At 37.3% G+C, this 12,525-nt stretch carries 11 protein-coding genes and 1 pseudogene; 5 read left to right on the top strand and 7 right to left on the bottom strand.

The features are described 5' to 3' along the window. Positions 1-129: 129 nt before the first annotated feature. From JNUCC51_RS09770 to JNUCC51_RS09780, 3 genes are all read left to right on the top strand, one after another. On the top strand, positions 130-789 hold the full coding sequence (locus JNUCC51_RS09770; RefSeq protein ID WP_337991827.1) for a lysoplasmalogenase: 660 nt from the start codon (positions 130-132) through the stop codon (positions 787-789). Positions 790-924: 135 nt separating this feature from the next. After that, positions 925-2,154, top strand: a complete 1,230-nt coding sequence (gene pepT / locus JNUCC51_RS09775; RefSeq protein ID WP_337991828.1) for a peptidase T — start codon at positions 925-927, stop codon at positions 2,152-2,154. An 89-nt stretch (positions 2,155-2,243) separates the two neighbouring features. After that, positions 2,244-3,209 carry a DMT family transporter gene (locus tag JNUCC51_RS09780; protein WP_337991829.1) on the top strand — a complete coding sequence of 322 codons (966 nt, stop codon included), beginning with the start codon at positions 2,244-2,246 and terminating at the stop codon, positions 3,207-3,209. Between the two features lie 65 nt (positions 3,210-3,274). On the opposite strand, the gene JNUCC51_RS09785 is transcribed toward JNUCC51_RS09780, so the two are convergent. From JNUCC51_RS09785 to JNUCC51_RS09795, 3 genes and pseudogenes are all read right to left on the bottom strand, one after another. Then, the gene (locus JNUCC51_RS09785) at positions 3,275-3,763 is read right to left on the bottom strand and encodes a GNAT family N-acetyltransferase (protein WP_337991830.1); all 489 of its coding nucleotides are present in this window, start codon (positions 3,761-3,763) and stop codon (positions 3,275-3,277) included. 625 nt (positions 3,764-4,388) lie between these two features. Continuing rightward, on the bottom strand, positions 4,389-4,523 hold the full coding sequence (locus JNUCC51_RS09790; RefSeq protein ID WP_337992211.1) for a DUF4395 family protein: 135 nt from the start codon (positions 4,521-4,523) through the stop codon (positions 4,389-4,391). A 310-nt stretch (positions 4,524-4,833) separates the two neighbouring features. Beyond that, positions 4,834-5,070: pseudogene (locus JNUCC51_RS09795) on the bottom strand (DUF4395 family protein); the annotation flags it as partial. A 119-nt stretch (positions 5,071-5,189) separates the two neighbouring features. Here JNUCC51_RS09795 and JNUCC51_RS09800 point away from each other — a divergent pair. Then, positions 5,190-5,897 carry a Fe-S oxidoreductase gene (locus tag JNUCC51_RS09800; protein WP_337992212.1) on the top strand — a complete coding sequence of 236 codons (708 nt, stop codon included), beginning with the start codon at positions 5,190-5,192 and terminating at the stop codon, positions 5,895-5,897. A gap of 57 nt (positions 5,898-5,954) precedes the next feature. Here the strand turns inward: JNUCC51_RS09800 and JNUCC51_RS09805 are convergent, their stop codons facing one another. Together JNUCC51_RS09805 and JNUCC51_RS09810 are read right to left on the bottom strand one after the other, a co-directional pair. Next, the gene (locus JNUCC51_RS09805) at positions 5,955-6,635 is read right to left on the bottom strand and encodes a GNAT family N-acetyltransferase (protein ID WP_337991831.1); all 681 of its coding nucleotides are present in this window, start codon (positions 6,633-6,635) and stop codon (positions 5,955-5,957) included. A 12-nt stretch (positions 6,636-6,647) separates the two neighbouring features. Continuing rightward, positions 6,648-7,760, bottom strand: coding sequence for a mandelate racemase/muconate lactonizing enzyme family protein (locus tag JNUCC51_RS09810; protein WP_337991832.1), 1,113 nt, complete (start codon positions 7,758-7,760; stop codon positions 6,648-6,650). A gap of 81 nt (positions 7,761-7,841) precedes the next feature. On the opposite strand from JNUCC51_RS09810, the gene JNUCC51_RS09815 reads away from it, so the two are divergent. Further along, on the top strand, positions 7,842-9,083 hold the full coding sequence (locus JNUCC51_RS09815; RefSeq protein WP_337991833.1) for a hypothetical protein: 1,242 nt from the start codon (positions 7,842-7,844) through the stop codon (positions 9,081-9,083). A 97-nt stretch (positions 9,084-9,180) separates the two neighbouring features. On the opposite strand, the gene JNUCC51_RS09820 is transcribed toward JNUCC51_RS09815, so the two are convergent. Together JNUCC51_RS09820 and JNUCC51_RS09825 are read right to left on the bottom strand one after the other, a co-directional pair. Further along, complete coding sequence (locus tag JNUCC51_RS09820; protein ID WP_337992213.1) at positions 9,181-10,575, bottom strand: amino acid permease; 1,395 nt, start codon at positions 10,573-10,575, stop codon at positions 9,181-9,183. A gap of 681 nt (positions 10,576-11,256) precedes the next feature. Continuing rightward, positions 11,257-12,372, bottom strand: a complete 1,116-nt coding sequence (locus JNUCC51_RS09825) for an amidohydrolase (protein ID WP_337991834.1) — start codon at positions 12,370-12,372, stop codon at positions 11,257-11,259. Between the last annotated feature and the right edge of the window lie 153 nt (positions 12,373-12,525).

Here is a 12,525-nt window from a genome sequence, read left to right on the forward strand (position 1 = left end):
TCCACTTATTTACGGCTACATACAGAAAAAGTTTCATACATAAGATGAATGGGTACCATCTTGTGCATTTTCTTTACAAAAGAAATAAAGGAAATGCTAACATAGATAAAGAATTTCAAAGAAAAGGAGATGAGAATTTTGTCAAAAAAAGTTTTATTAGCATTTATTATTTTGTTTGGGCTTTATTATATTTTTTTCCTGTCCCATATTCCAGAAAGCTTGATACTTATCTTTAAAGTTATTCCGATGCTTCTAATCATTATTTTAGCCGCTAGACCAAAAAATTTAGGTATTAAAAAGTATCAACTACTGATTGTCACTGGACTTGTGTTTTGTATGGTTGGCGATTATACGCTTCAGTGGTTTCTAATTGGGCTAACAAGCTTCTTAATCGGGCATATTTTTTACATCTTCGCCTTTTCTTCTACTAATGAACGACAAGTACCTACTTGGGCGAAGATTGTCTTACTCGTCTACGGTGCAAGTATGGCTGTGTGGATTGTAGGTACAGTGTTTTCATCAGGAGAAATCGTGCTTGGTATTGCGGTAATTGCCTATATTTCAGTCATATTAACGATGGGTTGGACTGCGATTCGTACAGGTTCTACATTTGCAACGATTGGCGCTCTACTATTTATTTCATCAGATTCCTATTTAGCTATTAATAAATTTGTTATGCCTTTACCATTTTCACATGAGTTTATTATGTTTACATATTACAGTGCTCAAATACTAATTGCCTTAAGTATTTCTCAATATTCCGAAATCCGAAGTAAAGTGTTACAATAATATCAATTATGCCTCGGCATAATTGCGTCCGGAATCGACTTTGTGCTTGCACAAAGAACTTCTTTGCGAAGTGACAGCAACAGTGTTGGATACCCACCGATAAAAGTTAAACATACACATTAGGAGGCCATACTTATGAAAGAACAAGTAATTGAGCGTTTAATTCGTTATGCAAAAATTGATACACAATCTGATTTCACAAGCGAAACAACTCCTTCAACACAAAAGCAATTTGACTTATTGCATGTACTAAAAGATGAACTTGCTGAGATAGGCTTAACTGATATTACATTAGATGAAAATGGTTATTTATTTGCGACACTCGAAGCAAATACAGATAAAAAAGTGCCTACTATTGGCTTTTTAGCACATGTGGACACTACAACAGATTTTACTGGCACAAATGTTAATCCACAGCGCATTGACAACTATGATGGTGGAGCTATCCAGCTCAATGAAAATCTAGCGATGTCGCCAACAGATTTTCCTGAGCTTAAAAATTATGTAGGTCAAACGTTAATTACAACTGATGGTACTACATTATTAGGCGCTGACGATAAAGCTGGTATCGCAGAAATTATGACGGCTATGGAATACCTAGTAAACACTCCTTCTATTAAACATGGTAAATTGCGTGTAGCGTTTACACCTGACGAAGAAATTGGCCGCGGTCCTCATAAATTCGATGTGGCTGCATTTGGAGCCGACTATGCTTATACGATGGATGGCGGACCACTTGGCGAGCTACAATACGAGAGCTTTAATGCTGCAGGCGTAAAGGTTGTGACAAAAGGTACGAGTGTACACCCTGGTTCTGCGAAAAATAAAATGGTCAATGCCATCACAATGGCGATTGCCTTCCAAAATGAAATGCCTACTAATGAAGTACCAGAAAAAACGGATGGTTATGAAGGTTTTATTCACTTAATGGGCTTTAACGGTGCGATCGAGCATACTGAGCTTTCTTATATTGTCCGTGACCATGACCGTCAAAAGTTCGAAGCAAAAAAACAATTAATGCTTGATGCTGCGGCAAAAATTAAAGCTCAATATGGCGAGGATGCTTTAATCATTACTATGGAAGATCAATACTATAATATGGGCGAAAAAATTGAGCCTGTAAAAGAAATCGTTGATATTGCACGCACAGCAATGGAAAAGTTAGATATTGCTCCACTTACATTACCAATCCGTGGTGGCACTGATGGTTCACAGCTTTCTTACATGGGCTTACCAACTCCAAACATTTTTGCAGGTGGCGAAAATATGCACGGTAAATTCGAATATGTATCTGGAGAAACGATGGAGAAAGCTACACAAGTTATTATCGAAATCGTACAGCTCTTTGAACAACAAGGAAAATAATTACGAAGAAGGGTTTATCCCTTCTTCGTAATTTCCCTAAATTAATGACTGAATTTTCAAATTACATAAAGGATTATGAGGTGAATTTATTGAAAGAAATTGCATTAGGTATTTTAGCCTCACTATTTTTTGCTGTTACATTTATATTGAATCACGCAATGGAAATGCAAGGTGGTAGCTGGTTATGGAGTTCATCACTGCGCTATTTCTTCATGCTACCGTTTTTACTTGCGATCGTCTTCTATCGAAAGGGCTTTTCCCAACTATCAGGTGAAATGAAAGCACAGCCTGTCTCTTGGCTGCTCTGGAGCTTTATAGGATTCGTATTGTTCTATGCACCACTGACATTTGCAGCAGCATTCGGTCCAGGGTGGCTCGTTTCCGGAACATGGCAATTTACAATAGTCGCTGGCGTATTATTAGCTCCCCTATTTGTTTCAGTAGTAGCTGGGAAAACAGTACGTCAAAAAATACCTCTTATTTCATTACTAATTTCATGTGTCATTTTAGTCGGCATTTTACTTATTCAAATACCACAGGCACAATCTGTTCCATTTAAAAGTTTAATGCTTGGCATTTTACCTGTTGCCATCGCTGCATTTGCCTATCCTCTTGGTAATCGCAAAATGATGGAAATCTGCGGCGGACGCATCGATACATATCAACGAGTTCTCGGAATGACCCTCGCCTCGATGCCCGCATGGATTATTCTAGCTATTTATGCACTGGCAACGGTTGGGCTTCCTTCAATCAACCAAGTGATGCAATCGTTGCTTGTAGGCATAAGCTCTGGTGTCATCGCTACAACTTTATTTTTCATTGCAACTGACCGTGTTCGCGATCACCAAGGAAAGCTTGCAGCAGTTGAAGCAACACAATCGACTGAAATAATCTTTGTCATTATTGGTGAAGTATTATTGCTCGGCATTGCATTCCCAAACCCAATTGCTCTCGCAGGCTTAGGTGTCATTATTGTCGGCATGCTGTTACATAGCTACTATACGATGATACTAGGGAAAAAAAGCGCTGTTCATAGTAGCAGTCCTACTCAGTAAATACAAAAAAAATGTACATTACTAAATCACCCTTTAGTCGTGTACATTTTTTATTCTAGAAAACACTAAAATTTATAAATCATTGTTTTTGATGTCCCTACAACTTCATAATCTTTAAAGCCTAGTTTTTGATACATATTAATGGCCTTGTCATTTTCGAGGTCTACACTGAGAGAAATGGTATTGTATCCTTCATCCATTGCTTGTTGAATTATTTCATGCATCAGTATAGTTCCCACCCCTCTTCCTCTTACTTCTTTTGAAACAGCCATTCCTATTTCAGGCGTGTTGCCATCAATATAACCATAGCCTTTATTATGGTCATCAAACAATCTGTACCAAACTGCACCAACAGTTTGATTTTTTGTGTTAAAAGCAATCAACACTTTATCTCCCTTTCTCCCCCAACCTTCGTGATATTTTCTTATGTCAGGCGAGTTTAGTAAAACATCTTTTAATGGTTTATTCTCAGGAATATGAATAGACTCATATAACATATCTAGAAAGAACTGAAACTCTTTTTCATTACCTTCGAAGTTTCTAATAGAAAACATGAATAATCACCCCTTCTCATTAGGTATATTATATATTAAATTGTAATTTTTGGTATAATTATTAGGAGTTAGATGTTTTTGAATGTACGCTAGATAGTGTTGATTGGAGTGGAGGCTGGGCGACTTCTCGGGAATCAGCGTCACAGATGAGACCCTGGAGCGAGCAACGCGAGTGAAGCGGCTCATCGGACGCCCCCAAGAAAGCGCCCAGCCGGAACGGAGATCAACCCCACGTTATGGCAAAGAGTTCACTTTTATAGGAATACTTCGAAGATTTATCGGAACATAATCTCATTTTATCGGAACAATCTTTGCTTTTATCGGAATAATATCTCGTTTTATCGGAACAATCGCAGTTTCAATCAAAAAAAGACGACTCAATCACAATGGAGTGAGTCGTCGAGAGATTTTACGTTCCCAAAAAATGAGGGGGGTTTTAGGAGCGTTATCATGAACTAGCAAACTTCTGGAGAAAAGTAGCTAAAGTTCATCCTCTCTACACTGTATTGTAGACGAGGAATAATCTTTATACGATAATGATAATCATTATCAATTATAAAGTCAACATTAATCTGAAAATTTCTTAAAGTTTTTTTCAATTTCTTTTGGCTGAAAGAAATGAATGTCACAATGCCTTCTTCAACGAGCGACGATATTGCCATTGCTTTAGCTGAAAATGTAGAAAACAGCCTATACAAAAGCCTGCAATTGCTATCGACGAAGCTACAGCAACCATTCCCGTAAAGACATATCCAACCACCTGCCATTTAAGCAAGAAGCCCAAAATTCCACCTGCTAAACAAAAGCTAGCAATACTGTAAATCAATTATGCCTCGGCATAATTGCGTCCGAAATCGGCTTTGTGCTTAGGCCTGCAGGATGCAGGTCAGTTAGCCGTTATCGCATGGATGCGATGATTTTAGGCTAACATCCTTTATGAACTCCTTTCCGATTTCCGTGACAACCGCCGGAGGCTTTAACTTCTTTCAGCGTATATTTGGATACCCGCTGCAAATATACTTAAACCCCATCTCGCCACTTATAGAGGTAGGTGACTTCTGCTGAAAGAAGTTAAATTTTTGCTGCTGAGTGTCGTCTGGTATATATGTAGATGGCGCCTTTTTTAGAAACAGTTTCCCTACTCGAATAATAGGATTAAAATTGCATAAAATACCAAGAATATTCGCTACTAAAGGAATTGCTAAAATCCAAAAGACACCTGTTACCCACGTTAGAATGACACTTAACAGAATCGTCCATTGATTGAGTCGCACGAGCGGCCTTGGAATTGAATGGGGCTGTGACATTATAAAACCTACCTTTCAGATATGTTTAATGCATTTTACTATATTGCATTCCATTTGTGAAGCAAAAATGATTAATTTATAATTGAAGTAGCAGAAGATTGAAAGAAAAGGTGATGACAATGCCAGCATTAACGATGGATCAAGTTCGACAATTGAATTCCTATAGCATTTATACGACAGAACCAAAGCGGACACTATTTACATTAGCAGATATACATAAGGACTTTTACCATCCTGACTTTTTAAACCTTATGATGGGAATTACAGACGCAGCAACGGAAACAGCAGCTATTTCTCATTTTGCGCGCCGCTACGGTATGTTTTTCGCTATGCAACTTTACATGCTTGCCGCCTATGACGAGGTGTGGGATGGTAAACCAATCGAGCTTCGCTTTGATGCAGCAAAAGAATTCGACAGTTTTACAGTCGCAATGTTTGTTAACCCAAATGATTGGCGTTATGTTGATGAGGATGAACGTCAATCAGTTATTGAGAAGATCCTATATGATGGGCACGTTATCGTTCAACAGCTCCGTAAAGTAACTTCTATTTCCCCTCTCACTATTTGGGAGAATTTCTTTGGATATCTACTTTGGCACTATCATGTTTTGCTTTCTAATCCAGGTCTAGCTGATCAAGCAATGGAGGATATTGAAACTTTAGAGGACCCTAAAACATGGGCTCGTTTCTCCAACAAATCTTGGTGGGCACAATACACTGGAGGTCAAAGCCCTACTAATTTAGTGAACGTCCCCGTAAGAAAATCATGTTGTTTTTCTAAAGACATACCTGGTTTAATGGCTTGCGGTTTTTGCCCGATGAAATAAAAGCCCCTCTTTAGCGAAAAAACCTTACCTCTCACGTAAAGTAAAAGGTAAGGTTTTTTATTTTTCATAAACGACGAACCAATCATTTTGATCCTCATACATAGAAGTACCTATATAACCCTGTTTCAAAAGCTGTTGCTGACCAACCGTATCATCCATTGTTATCGTCTTCTTATCTGTAAAGATTGGTAACTCTTGTCGCAAGTCTTTATAGAAAATATATCGGAGCTTATCTACATACTTAATCTTTAATCCCTTTACGACTAACCCTTGAGCAAATTTATCTTTCAAGCTCGGGATATTATATGGCTTTACTGTTGAGCATACATAATCATATTTTTCTAAATCGATATGACCCATGACAACTTGCGCTAATGTTTTTTGTAATCCATAGCCACGATATGCTGGTGAGACATTCGATATTTCTTGATATAAAACTTTATGAAATTCTTCCTCAGCAATCCCACAATCATAGCCAAGGTGCTCGTCATCAACAGGTGGGTTCAATAGTGCGCGAAAGGCAATTAACTCTTCCCCTACGTAAGCACCTATCATCATGCCATTGCCACTTAAAATGTAGTCAAATTCCTCAGTACTTAATGGTTGTAATATACTTTGGTCTGCTAATGATTCATAAACCTGAAGCTGTAATTTCTCAATTTCTTGCAAATGCTGAAGATTTAATATTGTAACAAAAAACGGCGTTTCACCAAGCATGCCTTCACAAATTTTTTCCATTTCGCCGCCTCCTTAAGCTGTTACAATTGTTGAGAACTTACATAATTCTTTAAGGATCTCTTCATCTACTTCTACACCTAATCCTGGTTTTTCATTTAAACAGATAAACGGAACATCATAGTGTAAGTTTCCGACATCCTTAGAGAATTTTAATGGACCTGTTAATTCTACACTTGTCATTATTTTTTTAGAGAATGCTACATGGAAGCCAGCTGCTGATCCAACTGATGATTCTACCATTGAACCGATTTGACATTCAATGCCTGCCATTTCAGCCATAACTGCTAGTTTCATAGCAGGATAAATTCCACCGCATTTCATTAATTTAATATTGACTTTATCTGCAGCACGCTTTGCAATAATTTCACGCATTTCACGTACACCGCGAAGTCCTTCATCAATCATTAATGGTACATCTGATTTTGACTTCACTTCTACCATGCCATCAATATCTTCACTATCTACTGGCTGCTCTAACCAATCGATATTTAGATCCTTTAATGCACGTAAACCTTGTAATGTAGTTGACGCATTTCCCCATCCTTGGTTTACATCTACACGAATTGCAATGTCTTCACCAACACGTTCACGCACCGCTTTAATACGAACAACATCACGAGCTACCTCTGTTCCTACCTTCATTTTAAATGATCGATAGCCCATCTCTACACGGTTAGCTGCCTCTTCTGCCATCGCCTCAGGTGTTCCAATGCTCAGTACATGTGTAATCGGGAATTTCTCATGATAACGTCCACCCAATAGTTGGTACACAGGAACTTGTAACGCTTTCCCTGCAATATCGAAACAAGCAATGTCAATCGCTGCTTTCGCTGCTGGCACATCCTTCACAACTTTGTTCAATTTATCATGAAGCTTTTCAAAGGCCATTGGATTTTCTCCAATGATAGCAGGAGCAAGCTGATTCTTTAATACAGCATATGTACTCTCCCACGTCTCCCCTGTTACGTGCTCATCTGGTACTGCTTCACCGTAGCCTACAAAACCTGTATCTGTCGTAACCTTCAAAATGATAGAAGGCATTGTATCATATGTAGCATAACTGATGATAAATGGATCAATAAGTGGTAAATGAATTGCAAAAATTTCTACTTGTTGGATTTTCATTTTTATCAGTCTCCTGTATAATATGGTTGTCGCTAATACGTCGCTAATTGTTGAAAAAATAATAGAGAAGGAGCGTTGCCTATGTCTACTAAAATAGCGGTTATCTGCTCTAAAGCATTTATGAAGCGTATAAATAGTATCGCACAAAACATAGAGAATATTCAAATAGATTTTTATCTTTACAATCAACCTACAGAAGCACCCGTTTTGTTAAAGGAAATGAAGCCATGTGATGCACTTTTATTCGGAGGAACACTACCCTATTTACATGCCCAATCTGCACTGTCAGAACTGCCAATACCTTGGAATTATATAAAACAAGATGAGACAGCAATTTCCACAACTTTGTTATCGCTTATAGCCAATCATGCAGTACCTTTAAATAGAATTTCCATTGATGTTATGAATCCAGCTATTGTAGAAAATGTACTAACAGAAATAGAGTATTGTGGTCCAAAACCATATATTCATCCTATTTCTATCACTAAATCTACGCAATCTATATTGCAGCATCATATAGCTTTATGGGAAGCTAACAGCGTTGACTTCGTCATAACAAGTATTCATAGTGTTTTTGATGAATTGCAAGCTCTTCAAATACCTGCAATGCGCATGTTAGATGCAACTAACTCCATTGTTCAATGCTTTGAGGAGACGAAATCCCAATCACTTCTTACAAAATCTGAATCTGTAAAAGCGGTTGTTGGACTATTAGAAGCTCCTGAAGATAAACCTATAGACTACAACATGTTAATGCAAATCACGGCAGCTACACATGCAACTTATAAAGAAATTTCACCATACTCTTTTGAGCTATATACGACAGCTGGGCATTTGCAAAAGGCACTCGAAAAAGAGAATTTACAGAATTTATTACAACAAACCGATAAGCCATTTAAGCTGGCCTTTGGTTATGGTCATTCAATTTTTGAGGCTAATCAAAATGCCAAGAATGCCTTAACATTTACTAAACCTTTCGAGATTTATATACTAGACGAACATAAAAATTTGCTAGGTCCTTTCCCTAAATCAGAAGTAAGACTAGCTTTAAAAACTGATGATCCCTACGTTTTACAAATGGCAAAAAAAACAGGCTTAAGTCCATTAAATATTTCCAAGATCATTCATTTTAGCCGAGAGCGACAATCAGCGCAATTTACTTCCCATAATCTTTCTGAATACTTACAGGTTACACGCCGCACAACAGAACGCATTATAAAAAAATTGGTGGATAACGGTTATGCTAAAGTTGTTGGTGAAGAAATGACCCATCAACAAGGTCGCCCACGTACAATATATGAATTGAACTTTGCTATTTATTAAAAAAATCTCGCAGATACTTTTGGCATCTGCGAGACTACGGGTTAACTATAGTAACAATGTAACTCCTATTTTTATATCTTTTCAATTATAGTGGATATTATTTCAAATTTTTATTTTCAAAATCAAAATCAACATCCTTAAGGTTAACAACTTTTGTCTTTTTAATGATTTTATAGCCAAACCATAAACTAAGGAAGAATGGAATTCCTAAATACGCTGCTACAACACTACCCCAATCTATTTCTTCAGCCATAAACGCTTGGAAATTTTGTGCAATAATTACAATTAGTCCACATGCTATTGCAAAAATCGGTCCAATTGGAAACCATTTTGCCCTATAAGGTAAATCGTCCAACGAATACCCTTGTGCAATAAAAGCTTTACGGAAACGATAGTGACTGACAGAGATCCCTAACCAGAAAATGAACCCTGTTATACCTATTGCATTCATTAACCACATATAAACTACCCCATCCCCGAAAAAGGAAGCTAAAAAAGCAAGCATACCGACTGCACATGTTAATATCATACCCGCAACAGGAACACCACGTTTATTCAACTTTCCAAAAATTCTTGGAGCCTGACCTTCTTTAGCCATAGAGTATAGCATACGTGTTGAAGCATACAAACTTGAATTCCCTGCTGATAAAACTGCTGATAAAATAACAGCATTCATTAATGAAGCAGCAAATGCAAATCCAGCTTTTTCAAATACCATGGTAAATGGACTGACCATTACATTTTCACTTTGTAAATTTGGATTTGTATACGGTATGATAAGCCCAATAATTAAAATCGCAAATATATAGAAAAGAAGAATTCTCCAAAAAACACTTTTAATAGCTGTAGGTACATTTTTGGCTGGATTTTCGCTTTCTCCAGCAGCTACCCCAACAATTTCTGTACCTTGGAATGAAAACCCTGCTGCAATAAAGACAATAAAAACACCTAAAGTTCCACCTGAAAAAGGTGCATCATCTACAGTGAAATTTTTGAATCCTACTGCTTCCCCACCCATAATACCGAAAATCATTAGTACGCCGACTATAATAAAAATTACAATTGCACTTACTTTAACTAATGACAGCCAATATTCTCCTTCACCGTATCCTTTAACAGATAAAAAATTTAATAGGAAAATAATAGCTAAAAATGAACCGCTCCATAATAAGGATGAGCTGTCTGGAAACCAAAATTTCATAATCATTGTAGAAGCAGATAACTCAGCTGCAATCGTCATTGCCCAATTAAACCAGTAGGTCCAACCAATTGCAAATCCAAAAGCTGGATCAACAAATTTTGTACCATAAGTACTAAATGCACCACTTGTAGGCATAAATGCTGCTAGCTCTCCTAAACTTGTCATCACAAAGAAAATCATAGCTCCAACTAAAGTATATGCTAGTAATGCACCGCCTGGACCTGCGGTACTGATTGCTGCACCGCTACTAAGGAACAATCCTGTACCAATTGCTCCACCAATCGATATCATTGTTAAATGTCGAGCTTTTAAACCCTTTTTTAATTTTTCTTCTCCTAGTATAATAATGGGCGAATCTTCATGAGATATACTATTTTCTTTTTTTAAGACCATTTTTTTATCCTTTCTAAAAACACTTAATGTTGCCAATTTAAAGAAAACTAAATCTAGTTTCTCTTTACCTAGCAGTTGTTATATATCAAAATTAAATGTTCTTGTTAAAATAATAATGTCAAAATCTCTTTTTAATAAACCCTTGCGATAACAGCATAATTGTTCTAAAAACCATGCTGGAGAAATTAATTTTAAGCCTTAATAAATCATTATTGCTACGACTCTATCATCGATCCATGCTCTGATAGTTAATCCTACTAAAACAATAGATATAATTGTAAATTATAGGTGCCCAACTAGAATAATTTCCTTTTTACAGTTCCATCCCCTTTTTTTGCACCTATCCCCTTTTCAACTTTTCTAAGACGCAAATATTTTTATATGTTTTTTAGCATAATATTCGAAAAATTAAAAGTCAACGCAAAAATTTTATGCTTCTCGAGCTATTTCGACTATTTTTGCGCATAAAAACGCTTTCAAATAGCTATTCGGGACAATGCAAAATATTCATATATTTCGATAAAAAAATTAAAAAAAGAACTATATCAAAGAAACTTTGACATAGCACTCTCGCGATCCTTATTCGTATTCAGGTTTTTTCTCTAACACACAAGCAAGTACTTTTGCAGCATCAATTAATGCATTTCGTTCAAAAGTCATTTTTGGATGATGTAATCCCGGAGCTAAATTGGCCCCTATTCCTATCATCGTTGCTTTTAATTCAGGTTTTTTAACTGTGTAAAAATGGAAATCATCACTTCCAGGTGTTGTGATTTCCTCAGCTAGATGCGCTTCCCCAAGCGTTTCAATAATCGCGTCTTTAGCCATACGTGCGGCAATTGAAGAAACCTCAGCACCAGGTGTGAAATCTAACCATTTCCAGTCCATATCAATTTCAAACTGCTGTTGGATTGATGCTAAGCCAAACTCAATACGACTACGAAGTAATTCTAATTGACTATTACGTTGCGCTCGAATATCCATAGAGAAGCTCGCAGTACCTGGAATAATATTTGTACTACCTCCATCTGCAACAATCTTCGTTAACTTTGCAGAATGAGGCTCGAAAGGTGATAAATGTATGCTATTGAGCATTTGTTGTACGGCCATAATAACATCGATTGCATTTTGCCCTTGATGAGGTCTAGCTCCATGAGCATCAGTACCTCGTATTGTTCCTTCTAAAAAATAAGCCGCACCATGATGGATAGCAGGTGATACCTTGCCAAGCGGTAGCTCTTCAATTGGTCTTAAATGAACACCAAATAAATGTGAAACACCATCAACAGCCCCACGCTCAAAGGCTGCACAAGCTCCATTCCCAAGTTCTTCAGCAGGTTGGAAAATAAATCGAACACGATGCTGCAATGGTCGATCTTTCAGCAGTAATAAAGCGCCAAGAACCATCGTTATATTTGCATCATGCCCACATGAATGGTTAGCTTGCCACTTGCCATCCACTTCTTGCCACAAAGCATCTATATCTGCACGTATAGCAACAATCTCATCACCTGTACCAATTTCAGCAATTAAGCCCGGAACGTCCCCTAACAAACGATAGGATACATTTAACTCATCTAAAATCGACGCAATCTTTTTAGTAGTTTCAAATTCCTTCCAACTTACCTCTGGGTATTTATGAAAATGATCAAACCATTGATAAATTGTTCCTTCTAAGATTACAGCCTTTGACATAACCACACCTCTATACGCATTTTTGTTTCCCATTATACATGAAACTATTTCTTAAGAAAAAGAGGACATTGACCATAGCGCGTGGGTTGATTTCCGTTCCGACTGGGCGCTTTGTTGCTGTCGCTTCGCTTTCGCACAGATAAAACATTTGTT

The organism is Lysinibacillus sp. JNUCC 51 (genome assembly GCF_015999525.1).
In the GTDB taxonomy this organism is placed as follows: Bacteria; Bacillota; Bacilli; order Bacillales_A; family Planococcaceae; genus Lysinibacillus; species Lysinibacillus xylanilyticus.